General features: G+C 69.6%; 16 protein-coding genes. 12 read left to right on the plus strand and 4 right to left on the minus strand.

All coding sequences use genetic code 11. The annotated features are described in order from the left end of the window. Positions 1 to 139: 139 nt before the first annotated feature. Positions 140 to 1318, plus strand: a complete 1179-nt coding sequence (locus Aco03nite_RS31335) for a benzoate/H(+) symporter BenE family transporter (protein ID WP_203801278.1) — start codon at positions 140 to 142, stop codon at positions 1316 to 1318. Here the strand turns inward: Aco03nite_RS31335 and Aco03nite_RS31340 are convergent. After that, positions 1303 to 4743, minus strand: a complete 3441-nt coding sequence (locus Aco03nite_RS31340; RefSeq protein ID WP_203801281.1) for a P-loop domain-containing protein — start codon at positions 4741 to 4743, stop codon at positions 1303 to 1305. The two genes, Aco03nite_RS31335 and Aco03nite_RS31340, sit on opposite strands and share 16 nt — an antisense overlap. Positions 4744 to 4935: 192 nt before the next feature. Between Aco03nite_RS31340 and Aco03nite_RS31345 the strand changes: the two genes are divergently transcribed. From Aco03nite_RS31345 to Aco03nite_RS31355, 3 genes are read left to right on the plus strand one after another with little or no spacing between them, the layout of a single operon-like run. Next, a complete protein-coding gene (locus Aco03nite_RS31345; RefSeq protein WP_203801282.1) occupies positions 4936 to 7668 on the plus strand; it encodes a family 78 glycoside hydrolase catalytic domain in 2733 nt (910 codons plus the stop codon). Continuing rightward, complete coding sequence (locus tag Aco03nite_RS31350; protein WP_203801283.1) at positions 7665 to 10280, plus strand: glycosyl hydrolase; 2616 nt, start codon at positions 7665 to 7667, stop codon at positions 10278 to 10280. Before Aco03nite_RS31345 ends, Aco03nite_RS31350 begins: the two co-directional genes overlap by 4 nt. Next, complete coding sequence (locus Aco03nite_RS31355) at positions 10277 to 12616, plus strand: beta-L-arabinofuranosidase domain-containing protein (protein ID WP_239145593.1); 2340 nt, start codon at positions 10277 to 10279, stop codon at positions 12614 to 12616. The genes Aco03nite_RS31350 and Aco03nite_RS31355 overlap by 4 nt, the downstream gene beginning before the upstream one ends. Here Aco03nite_RS31355 and Aco03nite_RS31360 read toward each other — a convergent pair. Next, a complete protein-coding gene (locus Aco03nite_RS31360) occupies positions 12600 to 13016 on the minus strand; it encodes a MarR family winged helix-turn-helix transcriptional regulator (RefSeq protein WP_239145594.1) in 417 nt (138 codons plus the stop codon). The two genes, Aco03nite_RS31355 and Aco03nite_RS31360, sit on opposite strands and share 17 nt — an antisense overlap. Before the next feature lie 63 nt (positions 13017 to 13079). Here Aco03nite_RS31360 and Aco03nite_RS31365 point away from each other — a divergent pair, with 63 nt between their 5' ends. Beyond that, positions 13080 to 13670 carry a TIGR03086 family metal-binding protein gene (locus Aco03nite_RS31365; protein ID WP_239145595.1) on the plus strand — a complete coding sequence of 197 codons (591 nt, stop codon included), beginning with the start codon at positions 13080 to 13082 and terminating at the stop codon, positions 13668 to 13670. A gap of 343 nt (positions 13671 to 14013) precedes the next feature. On the opposite strand, the gene Aco03nite_RS31370 is transcribed toward Aco03nite_RS31365, so the two are convergent. Then, the gene (locus tag Aco03nite_RS31370; RefSeq protein WP_239145596.1) at positions 14014 to 15432 is read right to left on the minus strand and encodes an aromatic amino acid ammonia-lyase; all 1419 of its coding nucleotides are present in this window, start codon (positions 15430 to 15432) and stop codon (positions 14014 to 14016) included. Positions 15433 to 15513: 81 nt separating this feature from the next. On the opposite strand from Aco03nite_RS31370, the gene Aco03nite_RS31375 reads away from it, so the two are divergent. The 5 genes from Aco03nite_RS31375 to Aco03nite_RS31395 all read left to right on the plus strand — a co-directional run bounded on the left by Aco03nite_RS31375 (position 15514) and on the right by Aco03nite_RS31395 (position 20512). Further along, the gene (locus Aco03nite_RS31375; RefSeq protein ID WP_203801284.1) at positions 15514 to 16485 is read left to right on the plus strand and encodes an ABC transporter ATP-binding protein; all 972 of its coding nucleotides are present in this window, start codon (positions 15514 to 15516) and stop codon (positions 16483 to 16485) included. After that, the gene (locus tag Aco03nite_RS31380) at positions 16482 to 17120 is read left to right on the plus strand and encodes an ABC transporter permease (RefSeq protein ID WP_203801285.1); all 639 of its coding nucleotides are present in this window, start codon (positions 16482 to 16484) and stop codon (positions 17118 to 17120) included. The genes Aco03nite_RS31375 and Aco03nite_RS31380 overlap by 4 nt, the downstream gene beginning before the upstream one ends. Further along, the gene (locus Aco03nite_RS31385; RefSeq protein ID WP_203801286.1) at positions 17117 to 17776 is read left to right on the plus strand and encodes an ABC transporter permease; all 660 of its coding nucleotides are present in this window, start codon (positions 17117 to 17119) and stop codon (positions 17774 to 17776) included. Before Aco03nite_RS31380 ends, Aco03nite_RS31385 begins: the two co-directional genes overlap by 4 nt. Then, positions 17773 to 18681, plus strand: coding sequence for a glycine betaine ABC transporter substrate-binding protein (locus tag Aco03nite_RS31390; protein ID WP_203801287.1), 909 nt, complete (start codon positions 17773 to 17775; stop codon positions 18679 to 18681). The genes Aco03nite_RS31385 and Aco03nite_RS31390 overlap by 4 nt, the downstream gene beginning before the upstream one ends. A 121-nt stretch (positions 18682 to 18802) precedes the next feature. Continuing rightward, positions 18803 to 20512 (plus strand): carbohydrate-binding module family 20 domain-containing protein, encoded by a 1710-nt coding sequence (locus tag Aco03nite_RS31395; RefSeq protein ID WP_239145597.1) that lies wholly within the window; start codon positions 18803 to 18805, stop codon positions 20510 to 20512. 45 nt (positions 20513 to 20557) lie between these two features. Here the strand turns inward: Aco03nite_RS31395 and Aco03nite_RS31400 are convergent, their stop codons facing one another. After that, on the minus strand, positions 20558 to 21298 hold the full coding sequence (locus tag Aco03nite_RS31400) for a GntR family transcriptional regulator (RefSeq protein ID WP_203801292.1): 741 nt from the start codon (positions 21296 to 21298) through the stop codon (positions 20558 to 20560). Positions 21299 to 21433: 135 nt separating this feature from the next. On the opposite strand from Aco03nite_RS31400, the gene Aco03nite_RS31405 reads away from it, so the two are divergent. Continuing rightward, positions 21434 to 22306 (plus strand): TIM barrel protein, encoded by an 873-nt coding sequence (locus Aco03nite_RS31405; protein ID WP_203801294.1) that lies wholly within the window; start codon positions 21434 to 21436, stop codon positions 22304 to 22306. A gap of 56 nt (positions 22307 to 22362) precedes the next feature. Further along, positions 22363 to 23346 (plus strand): sugar ABC transporter substrate-binding protein, encoded by a 984-nt coding sequence (locus tag Aco03nite_RS31410; protein WP_203801295.1) that lies wholly within the window; start codon positions 22363 to 22365, stop codon positions 23344 to 23346. Positions 23347 to 23369 lie beyond the last annotated feature (23 nt).

The raw sequence follows: 23369 nt of genomic DNA on the forward strand, positions 1-23369 counted from the left end.
CCGGAATCCCCGTCCTTTAAGGCGGGGAGAGGTCAAGACTTCCCAGACTCCGTCGTACGGTCGGTGACAGCCCGCCCAGGATAGGGTGACGCCCGCAAAACCGGGCGACCAGCGGCGGCCGGGGCCGATAGCCTGCGTCGTGACCGTTCGTGATCTCGCTCCGCCGTCCGCTGTGAACGCCGGCCTGCTCGCCGTGCTGATCGGCTTCACCAGTTCCGCGGCGATCGTCTTCAGCGCCGCCCGGGCCGCCGGCGCCGGCGAGGCCGAGGTCGCGTCCTGGATCCTCGCGCTCAGCCTCGGCATGGGCGTCACTTGCATCGGGTTGTCGCTGCGCTACCGGGCGCCGATCGTCACCGCCTGGTCCACCCCCGGCGCCGCGCTGCTGGTCACCGGTTTGCCCGGATTCACCATGCGCGAGGCGATCGGCGCGTTCCTGGTCTCGGCGCTGCTGATCACGCTGACCGGGGTGACCGGCTGGTTCGGGCGGATCATGGACCGGGTTCCGGTCGAGTTGGCGTCGGCGCTGCTGGCCGGGGTGCTGATCCAATTCGGCACCGGCCTGTTCCGGTCGGCCGGCGACGACCCGCTGCTGGTCCTGACGATGTTCGCCACCTATCTTCTCTTTCGCAAGATCCTGCTGCGGTACGCGGTACTGGCGGCGCTGCTGGTCGGCGTCGTGGTGGCGGCCCTGTCCGGATCGTTCCGCCCCGGCCTCGTCCAGTGGTCGCTGGCGGCCCCGGTCTTCACGGCCCCGTCGTTCTCGTGGCAGGCGGTGGTCAGCGTGGCGCTGCCCCTGTTCGTGGTGACGATGGCGTCGCAGAACCTGCCCGGTGTAGCGGTGCTGCGCAACGACGGCTACCAGGTGCCCGTCTCCCCACTGATCACGTGGACCGGCGCGGCGAACCTGGTGCTGGCCCCGTTCGGAGCCTTCGGCCTCAACCTGGCCGCCATCACCGCCGCGATCTGCACCGGCCCGCAGGCCCACCCCGACCCCCGCAGGCGTTACCTGGCGGCGGTGTGGGCCGGCATCTTCTACCTGGTGGTAGCGGTCCTGGGCGCCACGATCACATCGTTGCTGTCGGCCCTGCCGGTGGTCCTGGTACTGGCCATCGCCGGCATCGGCCTGCTGGGCACCATCGGAAGCTCCCTGACAACGTCCCTACGCGGCGAACGCTGGCGAGAGGCGGCGGTGGTAACCCTGCTGGCCACGGCTTCCGGAGTCCAACTGCTCGGCATCGGCTCAGCCTTCTGGGGCCTGATCGCCGGCCTGCTGACCGCCGCCGCCACCGGAGCCTTTCGAGCTCAACCCGCCGACTGATCCGGGCCGAGCAGCTCGTCGGCGACCGCCCGGATGGAATCCGGACTGAGGGCCGACAGCAGCTCGACGGCGTTCCTCAGTTCCCCGTGCCGGACCGCCACGAGCAGCAGTCGGCGGGCCCGGTCCGATTCCACCTTCGGTGCCAGTGCCAGCATGGTCCGGGCCCGTTCGAACTCACCGGCGATCATGCCCGCCAGTTCCTCCGCCATCCCGGCGGAACCCTGCTCCACCAAGATCCCGGCGAGGGCGGCGATTGCCCTGTCCCGTCTGTGCGACAGCTGGATCCGGTCGACGCAGGACCGGGCCTGAGAATACTGACCGGCTCGCGCCAGGGCCTTCGCGAGTGCGGTGTGGGCTTCGTCCCGGCGATTCGGAAGGATGACCTCGTGCACCAGGGCGCCGGCTCGGTCGAAAGCTCCCTTCTCCGCCAGCACGGCGACCGCTTCGACGAGAGCCTTTTCGGGGTCGGCCGGCTGCGGAGCGGGGAACGTCGGCATACTCGCCCGAACCAGCCGCCTACCGTCGTCGATCACGGTCAACCGGTGCGCCAGTTCCCGGGCCGCGGCGCTCTCACCGGTGACCCAGAGAGCGGTCAGGATCATTCGCAGGGTCCGGGAGCGCTCCGGGCCGGCCGCGTCCTGTTCGGCTGCCGCCAGGATTTCCCGCATCTCGGCCCGATGATCAGGCGTGGTGACCGTAGTGGCCAGCGCGCACAGCGCCTCGGCGCGAATCCGCGGCGCGTTCATCAATCGCGCCACCGCGAGGGAGGTACCGGGAACGCCCACCTCCGCCGCGGCCCGCACCAGCTCGGCCATTACGGGATCGAGATGGGACCGGGCCGCCAGAGACCGGAAGGCCTGATGGGCCTGAGCAGCGGCTTTCCGGGCCCGTTCGACCGAACCCAGCGTGACCAGAGCGGGGACGAGCCGTGTCAATAGCTGGGCCTTCTCCGCATTGTCGAGCGCGGATCGGGCCGTTGCCTCGGCACGTGCCGCGAGTGCGGTGGCGGCCTTCCGATCTCCCCGTGATGCTGCCCGGTAACCCCAGCCGGTGAGGGCCGAGGCTCGGGTCGCCGGATCCTGGATCGATTGGACCAATTCCTCCAGGGTGTCCTCCGCACGCCTCAGTTGAGAGGCGATCCGGGCGATCGCCCGATCGCGGGCGAGGACGTCGGTGATGGATTCGGCGATGCTCCGAGCACAGTCGAAGTCGTCCGCTGCCGCCGCGGCGGCGATCACTGCCCGGAGAACGTCGTGACGGTCGGCGCGGCTGCTCGCGAGATCCGCGACAGCGATCGCCTGGTCGGCGTCGCCGGCCGTGTACCAGGCCAACGCCATGGCAGACAGCGATCCGACAGTCGGCTCGTTGCCTCTGACGGCCTCGGCGAGCTGATCGTTGCTGATCGACACGCCGGGCGCCACCATGTCGGCCAGGCGCTTGGCGACCGTGGCGAGGGCCTCGACCTTGACCGTCGGATCAGCGATGCCGGTGGCCTCGTCAACGGCGCGGGAAGCCAGATGCGCTGGTTCGTCCCCTGGCTGCCATGACCTGCTCTCGAGTGCCAGAACGGTGTATACCCGGGATCTCTCCGCGCCGTGCGGCACCAAATCGGCGACGTCGAGAGCCTCGCCGAGCAGCCGCTGGGCCGTGGTCCGATCATCTTGCCGGGCCGCCGAACTCGCCAGAATGCCGAGCAATTGAGCCCGCCAGTAGGGTTCGGTCACCTCACGGGCCAGTGATTCCGCCTCCGTGAACGTCTTGCTCGACTTCCCCAGGGCGATGGCGACCTGACCCATGGCCTGACTTCGCCAGAACGGGCGGGAAATCGTTCGAGCCAGGTTCTTCGCCCGCTCGGTTTCGTTGTTCTCAGTCATTTCGTGGACGACTTCACTGATTGCTTTCGACGGTTGGTTCTCGTCGGCGAACAGGTCGTGCGGAATCTGCCCGATCAGTTCCACGGCCCTGTCATGATCACCGGCCGCGGCTACCGCCGGAGCGAGCCAGGTGGTGGCCAGCGCCCGGCGGCCGCCGTCTTCGGGCATTGCCCTGATCAGGGCCTCGGCTCGGGGGAGGTCGCCGACCATCGCCCATAGGCGGGGCAGGTCGAGGGGCATGTTCTGGTTGCGGGCGATCACCTGGCGCCGGAGCAGGGCGAGCCGGCACATCGTCGGCAGGTCCGGTTCGGGGGCCTGGAGGATTCCCTCCTGGGTGAGGGTTATCTCGTCGAGAACGGTGGAGTCGCCGCCGACCCGTTCCAGTATCCGGGTGCGGCGATCGTCGTCCAGGACCAGTCGTTTGATGCGCTCGATGTCGCCCTGTTCGTGGAGCGTGGTGAAATAGCCGTGCAGGAGGAATTCCGGGGTTCCCGCCGACCTGCCGGGTGTCAGACAGGAGTCCGCCCACTCGTTCAGCCGCCTGCGATGATCCGTCAACCGGGATTCGCCGACCAATGTCGTCGCGGTCTCCTGCAGTTCTTTGTGGGCCAGCACGTAAACGGTGTCGGCGAGGTCGAAGGAGCGGCCGGTGAAAGCGGCGAGATGGTCCTCGACCAGCCACTGGTCCTGGCCGGTCAATTCGGCCAGATCGGTGGCCGAGAGACCGCCGTGCGAGGCGGTCACCAGACCGAGGATTCGGGCGGGGAGGCCGCCGTCGTGCACGATCGCCTTCAGTTCACGTTCGGCGTCCCGGCGGACGAACTCCGCGTGGATCGACGGTTCCAGGTCGCGGCGCAGGCAACGGGCGCGCAGTGGGTGGCCGGGCGGCACGTCGGCCGGTAGCGGCGGGTTCGGGCGGCTCGACACGATGACCCGAAGCCCGGCCGGTGGGTGGTGGGGGAGGGCGCCGGCGATGCTGTGGGAGTCGGGGTGCGCGGTCACGCCCCGGTCTTCGTCCAGGCCGTCCACCAGCAGGATCAGGCGGTCGCCGGCCGCTTGGCAGCGGGTGGACGCCTCGGTGAGCATGGTGGTGAGGTGGGCTTCGCGGGTGGAGGCGTTCAAGGTCGGTGGGAGGGTGTGCAGCTCCAGGATCTCGGCCAGTTGTTCGATGACGTTGTCGAGGAAGGCCTGGCGGTCGTTCTGGCGGTGGTGCAGGGCCCGGATGAAGAACGCGACGATCCGTACGCCCGGTGGTGGGTTGAGGGCGAACCAGGCCATCAGGGCCGACTTGCCCGCCCATGCCGGTGCCCGCCACCACGCGTACTGCTGATCGTGGTCGGTGGTGCAGAAGTCGGCCAGTTCGGCCAACTCCGGTTCGCGGTCGCGGGGGTGGTCCCGGATGATCTCGCGGATGCGTTCGCGGTATGCCGAGCGGACCGGCGGCGAGGGCGGGGTGGAGGCGAACAGGTTGTTCTGCACGTTGCCGGAGCCGAGCTGCACGCCGTGCCCGGCACTGATGTCCACAAAGGCCGCCGCGTCGTCGGTGTCCATCGCCCATCGACGATAGTCGGTGCCCGCCCGCAGAAGAAGGAACCCGCAGAAGCAGGAACCCGCAGAGGCAGGTGATCGCGGAAGAAGGCGCCACCCATCGATGACCATTGACGCCTTCGTGAGGCGTGGATATCGTGGGCGTTAACAAGCTGTTAAAACGTTTCATAACGGTTCGGTCGATCGGGAGCCGCTGTGCGCCGCATCCTCACTCTCGCCCTGCTGCTCGCCGTCGGCTACACGGCTCCGGCTGCGGCTGGCACGACCGGCTGGAGCGCCGAGTGGATCACCAACCGGGACTGGCAGCTCAGTGCCAAAGCGGTCCAGCCGGTGATCGTCGAACTTCCCGAGCAGACCGCCCGCTTCGTACGACTGGACGTCACCCGCCTCGGGATTCCGCTCGCTGAGCAGCCGCTCGACGGCCGGAACCGGATGGTCACCACCGGCGACACCAGGCGCTTCCCGGCGCTCACCCACCGCCTGCAACTGGCCGAGTGGGAGGTGTACCAGGAGGGGGATGTCAACCTGGCCGCCGGCCGGGGCAAGTTCATCACCGCCTCCGAGACCGAGACCGTCCGCAAGGAGTGGGAACCGGCCCTGCTGGCCGACGGCACCGCGGCCGGCTACCAGAGCGCCGCCCACGACAGCCCCGAAGCGAACATCCAGCTCACCCTGGACCTGGGCGCCGCATACACCTTCGACCGGGTGGCCCTGCGCCCGCGTACCGACAGCGCGAATTTCCCCGTCGACTACCGCATCCAGACCGCGACGACCGACGGCGACTGGCACACCGCCGCCACGGTGACCGGTCAGGTTCGGCCCGAACCCTGGCTGCCGGAGGCGTTGCCGATCTTCGAGAAGGGCTTCGCCACCCACGGCCAGATCACCCGGGCCCGCCTGCGGATCAGCGGCCTGGGCGTCTACGCCGCGACCCTGAACGGCCGTCCGGTCAGCGACGCCGTCCTGGAACCGGGCGACGCCGACTACCGCGACCGGGTGCCGTACGCCGACCACGACGTCACCCGAATCCTGCGCCGCGGCGGCAACACCCTGGCCGTCGCACTGGGCAACGGCACCGCGAACGCCCTGGACACCAAGGGCCGCTACCGCAAGTTCGCCCGCCAGGTCAGCGACCCGAAACTGATCGCCCAGCTGGACCTCACCTACCGCGACGGCCGCCGGCAGACCGTGGTCTCCGACGGAACCTGGCGCACCGCGCTGGGCCCGACCACGGTCTCCTCCTGGTACGGCGGCGAGGACTACGACGCCCGCCGCGAACACCCCACCGCCTGGGCGAACGCCGTCGTCACCACCGGACCCGGCCCGCTCACCGCCCGGCTCGGCGCGCCGGTCCGGATCGTCGAGCGGCTGCCCGGCACCGAGATCGCCCCGGGTGTCTTCGACGTCGGCCGCACCATCGCCGGCCTGCCCGAGATCACGCTCACCGCGCCGGCCGGCACCACGATCCGGGTCTACCCCGCCGAGGCGCTCGCCGACGGCCACGTGAACCAGTCGATCAGCAATGTCGGCGCCCCGATCTGGGACCAGTTCACCACCGCCGGCGGCACCCGGACGTGGCGCCCGCAGTTCAGCTACCACGGCTTCCGCTACCTGGAGGTGGCCGGACTGCCGCCCGGCGCCACGGTGACCGTGGCCGGGCTGCGCACGATGGGCGACTACGCCCCGGCCGGAACGTTCGACACCTCGGACGACATCCTGGACGGCATCCACCGGCTGACCCGGCACGCGGTGGAGAACAACATGCAGAGCATCCTCACCGACTGCCCGAGCCGGGAGAAGCTCGGCTGGCTGGAACAGGACCATCTGGCGTACGACGCCATCGCCCGGAATTTTGATGTCCGCACCCTGATGGCGAAGATCACCCAGGACATGGCCGACGGGCAGGAGGCGTCGGGGCTGGTGCCGAGCACGGTGCCGGACCACACCACCCTGGCCGGCGCCTACCGCGACGACCCGAACTGGGGTGGCGCGCTGGTCCTGGTCCCGTGGCAGACGTACCTGACCTACGGCGACCGCGCCATCCTCCAGCGTCACTATCCGGCCATGCAGCGATATCTCGCCTATCTCCAAGGGCAGACCGGCCGCTGGGTGGACGGCGTCTACGACTACGGGCTCGGCGACTGGATCACCACCGAGAAACCGGCGATGCCCCGGGCGATTCCCGGCAGCACCGGGGTCTGGCGGGTCGCCGACGGCCTGGCCCGGATCGCGACGGTCCTCGGCGAGGATCCGGCCCCCTACCGCGCGGTGGCCGACGACATCGCCGCCGCGCTCTGGGCGAAGTACTACGACCCGGCGACCGGGCTGTTCGGCGGCGGCGGTCAGGGCGCGACCGCGCTCGCCCTCGACGTCGGCGCGGTGCCCGCCGGTCTCCGGGACGCCCAGCTGGCGCACCTGATCGACACGATCGCCGCCCGGGACGACCACCTGATCATGGGGGAGATCTCGTTCCCCGCGGTGCTGTCGGTGCTCACCGCGGCCGGGCGGGACGACGTCGTCTACCGGATCGCGACCCGGACCACCAGCCCGAGCCTCGGCTACCAGGTGGTGGCCGGCAACACCGCGCTCGGCGAGACCTGGGACGGCGGCAGCGGCCAGTCCCAGGACCACTTCATGCTGGGTGCCCTGGACGCCTGGATGCTGCGCCGGGTGACCGGAATCGATCAGCGACCCGGCACGGCCGGTTTCCGTGACCTGGTGATCGCCCCGGCGGTCGACGGTGGCCCGGCCGCCGCCTCCGGGAGTTACGGCGGCATCCGCACCGCCTGGACCCGGACCGGCACCACCGTGCGCCTGACCGTGACCGTGCCGCGGGGTGCCGTCGCGGAGATCCGCCTGCCCGGCCTGACCCGCACGACCGGGCCCGGCACCTGGAGTTTCACCAGTAACGGGGGAGCACACCGATGAGACGCCGTACTGTTCTCGCCCTCGGAGCGGCTGCCACGGTCCCCTGGCCCGGTGCGGCACTCGCCACGATCTCCAAGGACCATCACGGGGCCAAGTTCCGCTGGTGGTGGCCGCACGGCCTGGTCGATCCGGTGGAGATCGCGCGCGAGATCGACCAGATCGCCGACGCCGGGTTCGCCGGGGTGGAGATCCAGGACGTGCACCACAGCGTCCGCACCGACCTGGACGCCGCCGGGCACGGCTGGGGCACCGGCCCGTGGCGCGACGCGGTCGAGACGGCGCTGCGCCAGGCGAAACGGCGTGGGCTGACCGTCGACCTGGCCGCCGGGCCCAGTTGGCCGGCCGCCGTCCCCGGCATCGCCCCGGACGATCCGGCCGCCGCCAAGGAGCTGATCCACACCGTCACCGCGTTCGCCGGGTCGATCACCGTCTCGGTCCCGGCGGACACCCTCGCCGTGCAGATCGCCCGGGTGGTCTCCGGCACGGTCCTCGACCCGGCCTCGGTGCGGACCCTCACCCCGTTCGGCGGTCAGGTCACGGTGACCGTTCCGGACGGCTCCTGGTTGCTGTTCACCTACACGGTGCGCGGCTCGGGGCAGCAGCCGGAAGGCGGGCCGCACACCGATCCGCCGTCGTACGTCGTCGACCACTTCAGTCCCGCCGGCACCCGGGCGGTCATCGGCGCCTGGGACGACCCGGTGCTGACCGGGCCGATCCGGCGGCTGCTGCGCGAGGCCGGCGGCGACCTCTTCGAGGACTCCCTGGAACTGGAGACCGACGGGACGCTCTGGACCCCGGAACTGCCCGCCGAGTACGCCCGGCGGACCGGTGGCGACGTGTTCACCTTCCTGCCGATCCTGCTGCAGGTCAACGGCAAGTACCTGTTCTCGTACGACGCGGACGGTTCGCATCATCTGCGGGACTCGGTCGACCAGGTGATGTCCGATCTCTATCACGAGCATCACCTGCTGCCGCTACGGGATTTCGCGCACCGCCTCGGGCTGCGACTGCGGGCCCAGCCGTACGGGCTGACCACCGACGCGATCCGCAGCGCCACCCTGCTGGACGTGCCCGAGGGGGAGTCGCTCGGGTTCAAGAACCTGGACGACTTCCGGGTGCTCGCCTCGGCCCGGGACATGGCCGGCGGGCGGATCCTGTCGTGCGAGGCCGCCGCCTACGCCAACGGCGCGTACAGCACCACCTGGAACAAGGTCCTGCAGACGATGGGCAGCGTGTTCGCCGGTGGGGTGAACCAGGCCGTGCTGCACGGGTTCGCCTACCGGGACGTGCCGGGCGCGGCGTGGCCCGGATTCGCGGCGTTCTCGCCCTACAACGGCACCGGCATCGGGTACGCCGAGGCGTGGGGCCCCCGGCAGCCGACGTGGCGGCACGTCGCCGGGGTGGCGGGCTGGTTCCGGCGTACCCAGAAAATGTTGCAGACCGGAACCGCCCGCGCCGACCTGGTGTTCTTCCGGCAGAAGGGGTGGACGGCGACCGGGATCGGCGCGCCGTGGGCCACCAACGACGGCATCCCGGTCGGCTGGACCCACGGATTCGCCGACGAGGCGTCCCTGTCGCTGCCGGCGGCCGTGGTCCGCAACGGGCGGCTCGGTCCGCCCCGTTACCGGGCGCTGATCCTGGACGGCGACGCTTTTCGCGGCAAGGACCACACGATTTCGGTACGGGCGGCCGGGCTGCTCGCCGGTTTCGCGCGAGCCGGGCTGCCGACGATCGTGATCGGTGACTGGTCCGACGTGCATCCGGAGCCGGTGCGTCCGCTGCTCGCCGAGTTGCTGGCCCAGCCCACGGTGCGGGTGGTGGCCGACCAGACCGGGATCCCGGCCGCTCTGGAGGCGCTCGGGGTGCGCCGGGACGTCGAGTACGAGCGGTCGTCCCTGATGACCGTGCACCGGGTCGACGGCGACACCGACCACTACTACCTGGCCAACGCCCGGCACGCGGAGAACCGGGTGATCGCCCCGATCGATCAGGACGTCTGGCTGACCACGTCGTCCCGGACCTCGACCCCGACCCGTCTGGACGCGTGGACCGGCGTCCGCGAAGGTATCCCTTTTGTCCGCGACGGTGATCGAATCCGGATCAGAGCCACGCTGCAGCCCGGCCAATCACAGCTAATCGAGATAAGCCGCAAAAAATTGGACATCAACCTTCGCGCCTACCAGGGAGATCCACTGGCCCTGACCGATTGGGATCTCGAAGTCGAGGACTGGCGGCCCACCGGCACCATCACCCACCGCCTCACGCTCACCGAGCTCCAGCCATGGTCCGCGATCCCGGCACTGGCCGACGTCTCCGGCATCGGCCGCTACCGCACCACGGTCACCGTCCCGCGGGCGGTCCGGGCGAGACTGGACCTGGGCAAGGTGGTCGACACCTGCCAGGTCCGTCTCAACGGCCGCCTGCTCCCACCCATCGATGTCCTGCAACCGGCGGCCGACCTGCACCTGCGCCCCGGCGCGAACACCGTCGAGGTGGAGGTCGCCACCACCCTGCTGAACCGACTGCGCACCACCAGCCCCGCCGTCTTCGGCATCGCCGCCCGCCAGGCGTACGGCCTGCTCGGCCCGGTCCAACTGAGGTGGTACCCGTGAAACGCCGCACCCTGCTCTCCTCCGGCGTGGCCCTGGCCGCGGTGCCGCTGCCTGGCGCCCCGGCGGCACCCACCACCGGAAAGGTCCGGCTGCTGCCCAGCCGTTACCTCGACAACATGAACCGCACCGTCGCCTACCTGCGGTTCGTCGACCTGGACCGGATGCTGCACATGTTCCGGGTGACCGCCGGACTGCCCAGCGACGCCGTTCCGCTCGGCGGCTGGGAGGCCCCGGACATCCAGTTGCGCGGCCACTCCACCGGGCACCTGCTGTCCGGTCTGGCCCAGGCCGCCCACTACCTGGACGACGCCGACCTGACCGCGAGGAGCGCCGCCCTGGTGGCCGCGCTGGCCACCTGCCAGGCTCCGAACGGTTACCTGTCGGCCTTCCCGGAGACGGTCTTCGACGACCTGGAGGCGGGGAAGAATCCGTGGGCGCCGTACTACACCGTCCACAAGATCCTCGCCGGCCTGCTGGACCAGCACCGGCTGCTCGGCGACCCGACTGCCCTGCGGATCGCCGAGGGCATCGCCGACTGGACCGGATCCCGGGTCGGCGGGCTGACCCGGGAGCAGATGCAGAAGGTGCTGCACGTCGAGTTCGGCGGGATGAACGAGGCGCTGTTCGACCTGCACGCGGTCACCGGCGCGCACGAGCAGCTGGCCCGCGCGTTCGACCACGACGAGATCTTCGTGCCGCTGTCCGAACGGCGCGACACCCTGGCCGGCTGGCACGCCAACACCGACATCGCGAAGGTGGTCGGCGCGGCGGCCGGTTATCAGGTGACCGGTGAGCAGCGGTACCGGACGATCGCCGGTTACTTCTGGGACCAGGTGGTGCGGCAGCACAGCTACGTGATCGGCGGCAACGCGAACGCCGAGTTCTTCGGGCCGCCCGGCCAGGTGGTCAGCCAGCTCGGCGAGAACACCTGCGAGAACTGCAACACGTACAACATGCTCAAGCTGACCCGGCGGCTGTACCGGATCGACCCGAGCCGGACCGACTATCTCGACTACTACGAGTGGGCGCTGCTCAACCAGATGCTCGGCGAGCAGGACCCGGACTCCGCGCACGGCAACGTCACCTACTACACCGGGCTCTCCTCGACCGCCTCCCGCAAGGGCAAGGAGGGCCTGGTGTCCGACCCCGGGTCGTACAGCAGCGATTACGGCAACTTCAGCTGCGACCACGGGACCGGCCTGGAGACGCACACCGGATTCGCCGAGCCGATCTTCGACTTCGCCGGCGGCACGGTCTCCGTCAACCTGTTCATCCCGTCGACGGTCACGTTCCAGGGCTCCACGATCACGATCAAGACCGGTTTCCCGTACGACGGACGAGTGCACGTCACGGTCGACGGCCCCGCCCGCACGTTCACGCTGCGGGTCCGAGTCCCGGGCTGGGCCCGGGACGCGAAACTGCACGTGAACGGCGTCGCACACCCGGCGCACCCCGGAGCGTTCGCGTCGCTCCGGCGCACCTGGCGCCCCGGCGACGTGGTCACCCTGGACCTGCCGATGCGCACCCGCTGGCTACCGGCCCCCGACAACCCGGCCGTGCACGCCCTCGCCTACGGCCCGCTGGTCCTGGCCGCCCGCTACGGCACCACCCCGCCCGCGGCGCTGCCTATCGCGGACCCGCGCACCCTGCGCCGGGAGGCCGGCCGAGCTGAGTTCAGCGTCGTGGCCGGTGGCACCCGGGTGCGCCTGAGCCCGTTCCTGGACGTGCACCACGAGCACTACAACGTCTACTTCGCCCTGCCCCCGGCCCGCCCCCGCCGCGGAACGGTAGCCGAGTACCCCCTGTCCGACCTGCGCGAAAAGCGTCACCGCTGGCCGGACGCGGTCCTGGCCGGCGGAGCGGTGCCGGGGGAGAGGGGTGTCGAGCTGAACGGAACGGGCGCGCACGTGGTGCTGCCCGCCGGACTCCCCGCGTCCCTGGACCGGCTCACGGTGTCGGCGTGGGTGCGCCTGGACAGCATCACCAACTCGGCCCGGGTCTTCGACCTCGGTTTCAACACCCAGTCGTACCTGTTCCTGACGCCGCGGACCGGCCTGGGCAGAGCACGCTTCGCCATGAAACTGGGTGGCATGGAGACCGAGGACTTCGTGGACGCCGAGATCCCCCTGCCGATCGGGGTGTGGACCCATGTGGAGGTCCGGGTGGCGGACACCTTGACGTTCCTGATCGACGGCACGGTGACCGGAGTGAACCCGGCCCCGAAGATGAACGCCCTACTGCTCGGCGCCACCCACTTCAACTTCCTGGGCCGCTCCCAGAACCCGAAACACCCCTTCCTGCACGGCGCGGTCGCGGACTTCAAGCTGTCGTCCTGACCAGGGTGATCAGGGTCCGGACGAAGGTCTCGCGCTCGTCGGCCGGCAGGGCGCTGAGCAGTTCCTCCTCGCCGGCGCGGATCTGGGACCGGATCGACTCCTGGGTCCGCCGGCCGTCCGGGGTCAGGGCCAGTAGGCGGACCCGGCGGTCGGCGGGATCCGAGTCGCGGCTGATCAGGCCCCGGCGCTGCAGGTCGTCCAGGATCGGGATGAGCCGGGTCTTGTCGGCGCCGATCGCGGTGGCCAGCGCCGTCTGGGTGCGGGTCGGGCCGTCGCGCAGGGCGGTCAGGACCGCGTAGGCCCACATCGGGATGTCGTGGTGGGCCAGGATCGGTTCCTCCATGGCCAGCAGGCGGCGGCTCAGGCGGAAGGTCAGCAGGGCCAGATCGTCGCGGTTCACCTGGTAACTCCTACCACTGCCCGGTTGCTCGACTAATCGTAAGCTTGTGCGTATGGTGAGCGCATGCTTACGATTACTGAGGATCTGCGGGCGGCCGACGCGGCTGCTGTCCGGGCGAGCGTGGCCGTGGTGGCGAAGATCGGGGATCCGGGGGTGGCCACGCCCTGTGCGGGGTGGGATCTGGGGGATCTGCTCGGGCACATGACCGCTCAGCTCCGGGGGTTCGCCGCCGCGGCCCGTGGGCAGGGGGCCGATCCGGCGTTCTGGGTGGAGGAGCGTGCGGGGGACGACGCGGTGCGGGTCTACACCGAGGCCGCGTCGGACGTGCTCGCGGCGTTCGCTGAGGAGGGCGTGCTGGATCGGGGGTTCGTGCTGCCGGATGCCGGTGGTGAGGTTCCGGGGCGGCTGGCCGTCGGCATGCATCTGGTCGACTACGTGGTGCACGGGTGGGACGTGGCGCAGGCGATCGGTGCCGTATTCGAGCCGGATGCCGATGTGCTGGCGCGCACCCTGCCGATCGTGCGGGCGGTTCCGGACGGGCCGCGCCGTCTCGACCCGGGTTCACCGTTCGGGCCGGGGCTGCCGATCCCGGCCGGGGCCGATCCGCTGACCGAGATCCTGCTGCGCCTGGGTCGCGAGCCGTTCGGCCGATAGCGGTGAGAAAGCGGCTGATGAGGAGAGAACGGCCGCTGACAGCGCGATCATCGTCACATGTCTCTGCTTACGAGGGGCGATTCGGATTGCGAGGGTTGCGGGGCTGTTGAAAGATCAGCGGGGTGAAGGTCGACTTTGCCCCGGCGACGGTGGAACCGGTGCTCCCGCGACAACGGTGCCGTGTCGCGCGGAGCACTGAGGATCCGCACGACACGGCGACGGTGTCGATACTGGAGCGCGCGTGCCGGTGACCACCGCATACGCCCGGCGGTCGCCTGTCGGCCCGGACCGGGCAGCGTCTCGCGCCGACAGCCACAGCGCTGTGCCCGGGCGTACGAAAAAGTCAGAGAAGACCGGCCAGGGACGGCAGCAGGTGGGCCGCGAGGTTGAGGTCTTCGTCGAGCGGGCGGTCGCTGAGGTCGTCGTCGAGGGCTTCGGACGCCAGGTGGAAGGCTTCCCGGGCGAGGCCGCCGACGAGCCGGTCCGGGGCCAGGCGCAGGGCGCGGACCGCGGTGAGCAGTTCGGCGGCGATCATCGTGGGGGCGATTTCGGTCATCAGGCGCAAGCTGCGCGCGCCCTGGGTGGCGAAGCTGGCGTGCTCCTCCATGCCGAGCGAGATCGACAGGGTGCCGGAGGCGGTCGGCTGGACCGCGGTGCGCATCTCGGCGAGCAGGTCCTGCACCACGTATTCAGTGATCATCAGGCCGGAGCTACCCGGCGGGCCGGCTGCCAGGAAGGCGCGCAGACCGGTCATGTCCGGACGCATCAGCAGCCCGAGCCGGGCCGCGGACAGCGAGAGAACCGGCAGGTAGGCGCCGCGGACCGCGTCCAGACCGGCGGCCAGGGTCGCGGTGTGGAACTGGCCGTGGTGCCGGACCCCGTCCGCGGTGACCAGCGGGTTCTCGGCGGCGGCGTTGATCTCCGCGGTGACCGTCGCGGTGAGCGTCTCGGCGGACTGCAGCGCGGGCGCGGTCACCTGCGGCACGACCCGCAGGCCGAACGGGTCCTGGATCCTCGGCGACGGACCGGAATCGGACACCATGGCGAAGAGGGTGGCGGCGACCGACACCTGGTGCGGGTGCGACCGGCCGGCGTGACTGGCCGGATCGTAGGCCTCCGCGTTGCCGCGCAGCGCCAGGAACGACAGCGCGGCGACGATCGTCGAGGCCCGCAACTGACTGTGCACCCGGTCCAGGGCCAGCGCGGAGGTGGCCACGGTGAGCGCGCTGGAGCTGATCATCGGCAGCGCGTCGGTGGGGCTGATCACGACGTCCGGGTTGCTGCCGTGCCGCCAGGGGCGCACGCCGGCCAGGGTGAGCGCGAGTTCGGCGAGTGGCGACAGGTCGGCGGTGCCGATGCCGCCCCAGCGGTGGATGGTCGGGACCGCGCCGTCGGCGAGCGCGGTGGCCAGGGCTTCCGCGACCTGACGCGAGATGCCGGACCCACCTGCGAGAATCTGGTTGAGCCGGACGGCCATGGTGGCGCGCGCGGTGACGTCGTCCTCCTCGGGGCCCACCCCGGCGCAATGACTGCGCAACAGTCGCAGGGCATGCTCCTCGGGGTCGGCCTGCTCGTGCCGGTTGGCGCCGACGCCGGTGTTGGCGCCGTAAACGGCTCCGCGGGCGCGTGCCTCGCCCAGCACGGCGTGCCGCTCGTCGACGAGGACCAGGGCGAGGGGGTCCAGGGTGATGTCAGCCGCTCCGGATGCGATCGCGGCCAGGTCTGGGATCGTCAGGGATGCACCGTCGAGCCGGACCTGCACCAGAGCCCCCCAGTTGTTGACATGCTATTCACTACTTCGCGAGTATGAATAGTAGTATTCGGAAGATCAACCAGGAGTACGATGATCACATTCGAGGACGTCGTCAAGGTCTATCCCGGCGGCAGTACGGCGGTGGACCACCTCAGCATGGAGCTGCCCACCGGAAAGATGACCGTTCTGGTCGGGCCCTCCGGGTGCGGGAAGACCACGTCCCTCCGGATGATCAACCGGATGATCTCGCCGTCCGCGGGGCGCATCCTGATCGACGGTGAGGACGTCACCGCCAAGGACGAGGCACTGCTGCGGCGGGGGATCGGTTACGTGATCCAGCACGCCGGGCTGTTCCCGCACCGGACCGTGCTGGACAACGTGGCGACCGTGCCGGTGCTGCTGGGGGAGACCCGGCGGGCCGCTCGCGCCAAGGCGCTCGCCCTGCTGGAGCGGGTCGGGCTGGCCGAGGAGTTCGCCAAGCGTTATCCGGCTCAGCTCTCCGGTGGGCAGCAGCAGCGGGTCGGGGTGGCCCGGGCGCTGGCCGCGGATCCGCCGATCATGCTGATGGACGAGCCGTTCAGTGCCGTCGACCCGGTGGTGCGGTTGCAGTTGCACGACGAGTTCCTGCGGTTGCAGCAGGATCTGGGTAAGACGATCGTGATGGTGACGCACGATATCGACGAGGCGCTGAAATTGGGCGATCGGGTGGCGGTGCTGCGCGAGGGCGGGCATCTGGCGCAATTCGGCACGCCCCGTGATCTGGTGACGAATCCAGCAGACGACTTCGTTTCCGGATTTGTCGGAAAAGATCGTGGCTTGCGCGGCTTGTCCTTCGACGATGCGTCGGCGCTGCCGGTGCGCCCTGTCGAGGGTCTCGAACTCGACGCCGCGGGGAAGCCGCGCGGCGGCACCTTCACCAAGGCGGACTCGCTGCGCACCGTCATCGATCTGGTGATCAGCTCCCCGACCGGGGTGGCGGTGCGGGTCGGCCCGGACGGCGCCCCCGACGGCCTGGTCAGCCACCACGACCTGGCCGACTACCTGGCGAGTCGCCGCCCATGATCGAGTATCTGCGGAACAACCACGTCATCGTCTGGCAGGCGTTGCAGGAGCATCTGTACCTCGCGCTGCTGCCGGTGCTGCTCGGGTTCGTGATCGCGCTGCCGCTCGGTTACCTGGCCGTCCGGTTCCCGCGGCTCTACCACCCGCTGACCAACGTGTACGGGATCCTCTACTCGATCCCGTCGCTGGCGCTCTTCGTCTTCCTGCCGGTCATCCTCGGCACCAAGGTGCTGTCGCCGATCAACATCGTGGTGGCGCTGACCATCTACACCGTCGCGCTGCTGGCCCGGACGGTCGCGGACGGCCTGCGCTCGGTCGATGCGGTGGTGGTGCAGGCCGCGACCGCGATGGGCTACCGCCGGACCCGCCGCCTGATCTCGGTCGAACTGCCGATCGCGCTGCCGGTGATCCTGGCCGGTCTGCGGGTCGCCACCGTCTCCAACATCAGCCTGGTCAGCGTCGGCTCGCTGATCGGCATCGGCGGCCTCGGGCAGCTGTTCACCCGCGGGTTCCAGCTCTTCTACATGGAGCCGATCCTGATCGGGGTCATCCTGTCGGTGCTGCTCGCCGCGATCGCCGACCTGATCATCGTGCTCGTGCAGCGGGCGATCACCCCGTGGACGCGTGTCGCATGAACCTCTCCTACCTGTTCGACCCGGCGCACTGGGACCTCGGCGTCACCGGCAGCATCCCCGAGCTGATCCTGTCCCACCTGGGATACGTCGCGCTCGCCCTGCTCATCGGCGCGGTCATCGCGCTGCCGGTCGGCCTGTACATCGGGCACACCGGCAAGGGCTCGTTCATCGCCATCAACGCGGGCAACGCCGGCCGGTCGCTGCCGACGCTGGGCCTGCTGATGCTGATGGTCACCCTGCTCGGGCTGGGGCTGCTGCCGGTGCTGATCGCGCTCACCGTGCTGGTCATCCCACCGATCCTGACCTCGTCGTACGCCGGCATGCGGAACCTGGACCACCGGGTGGTGGACGCCGCCCGCGGCATGGGCATGCACCCGTGGGAGGTGCTCACCAAGGTCGAGCTGCCGATGGCCCTGCCGGTGATGATGAGCGGTTTCCGCAACGCCGCCCTGCAGGTGGTGGCGACCGCGACGGTGGCCGCCTCGGTCGGGCTCGGCGGGCTGGGCCGGCTGCTCATCGACGGCCTGGCCGTCAACGACTACTCCCGGGTACTGGCCGGCGCCATCGTCGTCGCCGTGTTGGCCGTACTCGTCGATCTCTTTCTGGCCCTGATCCAGCGCTGGATCGTCTCACCCGGACTGAAAGGTCTGTCATGAAACGCATAACCGCCGCATTCGCGGGTCTCGCCATGTCGCTGTCGCTCACCGCGTGCGGTGCCGACAGTGATCCGCTCGCCGAGGCGCCCGCTGCCGCCGGCACGGTCACCGTCGGCTCCGCGAACTTCCCGGAGAGCCAGCTCCTCGGCGAGATCTACGCGCAGGCCCTGGAGGCCAAGGGCGTCACGGTCACCCGGAAGTTCAACATCGGCGCCCGCGAGGTCTACCTCAAGGCGCTGCAGGACGGCTCGATCTCGCTGCTGCCGGAGTACAACGGCGCGCTTCTCGCCGCGCTCTCCCCGAACGGTGTGCCGGCCGGGGTGAGCAGCCCGGACGCGGTGCTGGCCGAGCTGAAGAAGGTGCTGCCGGCCGGTACCGAGGTGCTGACCCAGTCGGCCGCCGAGGACAAGGACACGCTGACCGTCAGCGCGGAGACCGCCGCCAAGCACAACCTGAAGACCCTCGACGACCTCAAGGCTGTCGCCCCGACCCTGGTCGCCGGTGGTGGCCCGGAGTTCTCCGAGCGCCAGCAGGGCCTCAAGGGCCTCAAGGAGGTCTACGGGGTGGAGTTCAAGGAGTACAAGTCGCTCGACCCGGGTGGCCCGCTGACCGTCGGCGCGCTGAAGGACGGCACCATCCAGGTGGCGAACCTGTTCTCCACCGACTCGTCGATCGTCACCAACAAGTTCGTGCCGCTCGAGGACCCGAAGAACCTGTTCCTGTCCGAGAACATCATCCCGCTGATCCGCACCGAGGCCAACAACGCCACGGTCACCGGTGCCCTGGACGGGGTCTCCGGCAAGCTGACCACCGAGAACCTGACCAGCTACCTGGCCCAGGTGCAGGTGGACAAGAAGGACATCGCCGTGGTGGCGAAGGCCTTCCTGTCGGAGAACGGCCTGTAACACCGGCTTTCTGATGGCCGCCCCGTCGTTGACGGGGCGGCCATTTCTATCTATGTTTGCCGCAAAGATTTTCAGAAAGTTTCAAGCCTGTTGCAAGGGCTTGCATCCCCTGGAGGTTGATGTGGACAGACGACTGACCCGCATCCTGGCCGCCACCACTCTCGCGCTGGGTCTCAGCGCCATCGGCCCCGCCGCCCACGCCACGCCCCCGGGTGGCAAGGACGTCACGGCCGTCATGTTCGAGTGGTCGTTCGCCTCGATAGCCCGGGAGTGCACCAGCACCCTCGGCCCGCTCGGATACGGCTTCGTGCAGGTATCCCCGCCGCAGGAGCACATTCAGGGCTCCCAGTGGTGGACGTCGTACCAACCGGTGTCGTACAAGATCGCCGGGCGGCTGGGTGACCGGACCGCGTTCGCGAACATGGTGAACACCTGCCACAACGCCGGCGTGAAGGTCATCGCGGACACGGTGATCAACCACATGAGCGCCGGTTCCGGTACGGGCACCGGCGGCACGTCGTACTCCAAGTACAACTACCCGGGCGTCTACTCCGACGCCGACTTCCACGGCTGCCGCACCGCGATCAGCGACTACACCAACCGCTCGAACGTCCAGGACTGCGAGCTGGTCAACCTCTCCGACCTCAACACCTCCACCGATTACGTACGCGGGAAGATCGCCGGCTACCTGAACGACCTCGCCTCGCTGGGTGTGGACGGCTTCCGGATCGACGCCGCCAAGCACATGGCCGCCGCCGACCTGGCCGGGATCAAGTCGAAGATGGCGAACCCGAACGCCTACTGGAAGCAGGAGGTCATCTTCGGCGCCGGTGAGGCGGTCCAGCCGACCGAGTACACCGGCACCGGCGACGTGCAGGAGTTCCGGTTCGCCCGGGACCTCAAGCGGGTGTTCCTGAACGAGAACCTCGCCTACCTGTCCAACTTCGGCGCCTCCTGGGGTTACCTGCCCAGTAACCAGGCCAACGTGTTCGTCGACAACCACGACACCGAACGTGGTGGGGACACCCTCAGCTACAAGAACGGGTCGGCGTACACCCTCGCCCAGGTCTTCACCCTGGCCTGGCCGTACGGTTCGCCGGACGTCAACTCCGGCTACGAGTTCACCGACCACGACGCCGGCCCGCCCAACGGCGGCACCGTGAACGCCTGCTACAGCGACGGCTGGAAGTGCCAGCACAAGTGGCGGCAGATCGGCAACATGGTCGGCTTCCGCAACACCGTCGCCGGCACCGCCGTCACCAACTGGTGGACCAACGGCGCCGACCAGATCGCCTTCGGCCGGGGCAGCAAGGGCTACGTGGCGATCAACCACGAGGGCAGCGCGCTGACCCGCACCTTCCAGACGTCCCTGCCGGCCGGCACGTACTGCGACGTCCAGCACGGCGACCCGGTCTCCGGCGGCTGCACCGGAACCACGTACACGGTCAACGGATCCGGCCAGTTCACCGCCACCATCGCCGCGGGTGACGCGGTGGCCCTGCACGTCGGAGCCACCGGAGGCACCACCGCCCCCGACCCGGTGTCGGGTACGTCGTTCAACGTGACCGCGACGACCACCGTCGGCCAGAACATCTTCGTCACCGGCAACCAGGCCGTCCTGGGCAACTGGGCCCCGGCGAGCGCGGTGGCCCTGTCCTCGGCGAGCTATCCGGTGTGGACCGGCACGGTGTCCCTGCCAGCGGGAACCACCTTCGAGTACAAGTACATCCGCAAGAACGCCGACGGCACCGTGACCTGGGAATCAGGCGCCAACCGAACCGCCACGGTCCCGTCCAGCGGCCGGCTGACCTTGACCGACACCTGGCGTTAGCCACAACGAGCGACGCGGTCCGCCCTTTCCTGGGGCGGACCGTCGTCATTTCTGCAGCAGGGTCATCTCGAACTCGTAGAGGTCCGGGCGGTAGACGTGGTGGCCGAACTCGACCACCCGGCCCTCGTTGTCGTACGCGGTGCGTTCCATGGTCAGCAGCGGGGCGCCGGGCTCCTCGTTGAGCAGCTCCGCCTCGTCGGCGGTGGCGCGGCGGGAACCGATGCGCTGGCGGGCCAGGGACATCGAGACGTTGGCGCGGCGCATCGACCCGTAGAGACCCTCGTTCTCCAGGTCGAACGCGCTCAGGTCGACGATGTCGGTGCGCAGCCAGTTGCGCAGGATGGCCAGGGGGTCGTCGCCGATCAGGCGCAGCCGTTCCAGGGCCCACAGCTCGTGGCCGGGGGCGGTGCGCAGGGCGTGCGAGAGCTTGGCGTCGGCGGGGATCCTGGTCAGGCGCAGGATCCGGCTGCGGGGGCCCTGGCCGGTGCCGCTGAGGTCGTCGAAGAGGCTGGTCAGCTCCAGGGGGCGGCGGACCTGGCCGTGGACCACCTGGGTGCCGACGCCGCGTTTGCGCACCAGCATCCCTTTGTCGACGAGCAGCTGGATGGCCTGCCGGACGGTGGGGCGGGAGAGCCCGAGCTGCCGGGCGAGCTCGATCTCGTTCTCCAGCCGGTCGCCGGGGTGCAGCTTGCCATCGACGATGGCCTGTTCGAATTGTTCTGCTACCTGGAAATACAGCGGAACGGGGCTGGCTCGGTCGAGTATGACGGGAGGGGGGAGGCTCACGGTCCGAATCTACCTCCTCACCGGTCAACGTCTTAATGTCCTGACAAACTATTGACATGATCGTGTGACGGGCCGCACAGTTCATCTCACCGAAACGAGTTTGTCACGACAAAGTATTGAGCGGAAGGGACCACGATGGTCGCAGACCGGATCGCCGGAGCACCCATCTCCTGGGGCGTGTGCGAGGTGCCGAACTGGGGCTACCAGATGCCCGCCGAGCGTGTTCTGGCGGACATGCGGAGCCTGGGCCTGACGGCCACCGAGTTCGGCCCGGACGGGTTCCTGCCGGACTCGCCCGAGGAGAAGGCCGCCGTGCTCCGGTCGTACGGCCTCCGGGGTGTCGGTGGTTTCCTGCCCGTGGTCCTGCACGACCCGGGACACGACCCGCTCCCGGAGGTGGACGTCTTCGTCGAGGCCTGCCTGGCCGCCGACGCCGGAGTGGTGGTGCTCGCCGCGATCACCGGCCTGGACGGCTACGACGTGCGCCCCACCCTCGACGAGTCGCAGTGGAAGACCCTGCTGGGCAACCTGGACCGGATCGCCGACCACGTCGCCGGGCGCGGCCTGCTCGCCGTGATCCACCCGCACATGGGCACGATGGTGGAGAACGCCGCCGACGTGCAGCGGGTGCTGGACGGCTCGCACATCGGCCTCTGCGTCGACACCGGGCACCTGGTGGCGGCCGGCGCCGACCCGGTCGCGATCACCCTGGCCAACCCGTCCCGGGTCAAGCACGTGCACCTCAAGGACGTGGACGCGGCCAAGGCGGCCCGGGTGGTGGCCGGTGAGATCTCCTTCTCGGACGCGGTCGCCGATGGTATGTGGACGGTCCTCGGCGAGGGATCGGTCGACGTCCGTGCCATGATCAATTCGCTGGAGAACGCCGGGTACCAGGGCTGGTACGTGCTGGAGCAGGACCTGATGCTCAAGGACGGCGAGCCGGGTGGCGAGGGCCCGATCGCCGACGTACGCCGCTGCCTGGCGTTCGTGGAGGACGCGCTCGCTTAGTTCCACCTCCATTGGAGAATTCAACGATGTTCTCTCTGACGAAAAGGAACGCACATATGAAGAAGCACCGCATTCTGGGAACCCTCGGCGCGGCCGTGCTCGTCGGCTCCGTCCTGGCCGCGTGCAGCGGCACCGGCAAGGAGGAGGACAGCGCCACCACCACGACCGGCGGAACCAAGAACAGCGGCCTGACGTACGCCGTGATCACCCACTCGGGCCCCGGCGACGCCTTCTGGGACCGGGTCAAGTCCGGCGCCGAGAAGGCCGGGGCGGACTACGGCGCGACGGTCCAGTACAACAACGACCCCGACCCGGCCAAGCAGTCCCAGCTGATCGACTCGGCGGTGGCCAGCAAGGTCAACGGCATCGTGGTCTCGATGGCGAACCCGGACGGTCTCGAGGAGAGCGTCAAGAAGGCCGTCGCCGCCGGCATCCCGGTCGTCACCATCAACTCCGGCCTGGACAAGTTCAAGGACTTCGGGGCGATCACGCACATCGGCCAGAGTGAGGCCATCGCCGGTGAGGCGGTCGGCGCCCGGCTCAAGGCCGAGGGTGGCAAGAAGGCGATCTGCGTGATCCAGGAAGCCGGCAACGTCGGCCTGGAGGAGCGCTGCAAGGCTGCCGCCACGGCCTTCGGCGCGATGGAGAACCTGCAGGTGGACGGCACCGACGACGCCGCGGTCCAGGCCTCGGTCACCTCGAAGCTGCAGGCCGACCCGAGCATCGACACCGTGCTCGCCCTCGGCGGCCAGTACGCGATCGACGCCGTGAACGCGGTCGGCGAGTCCGGCAGCAAGGCCAAGGTCGCCACCTTCGACCTGTCCGAGGACGTCGTCACCAACATCGAGAGCGGCAAGATCTCGTTCGCCGTCGACCAGCAGCCCTACGTCCAGGGCTTCCTCGGCGTCACCACCCTCTACCTGAAGTCGATCAACGGCAACGACGTCGGCGGCGGCCAGCCGATCAACTCCGGCCCGGCCTTCGTCACCAAGGACAACGCGGCCCAGGTCGCCGAGTTCGCCGCCAAGGGCACCCGCTGACAGCCCGGGCCGGGTGCGACCAC

The sequence above is a fragment of the Actinoplanes couchii genome, assembly GCF_016862075.1.
Taxonomy (GTDB): Bacteria; Actinomycetota; Actinomycetes; order Mycobacteriales; family Micromonosporaceae; genus Actinoplanes; species Actinoplanes couchii.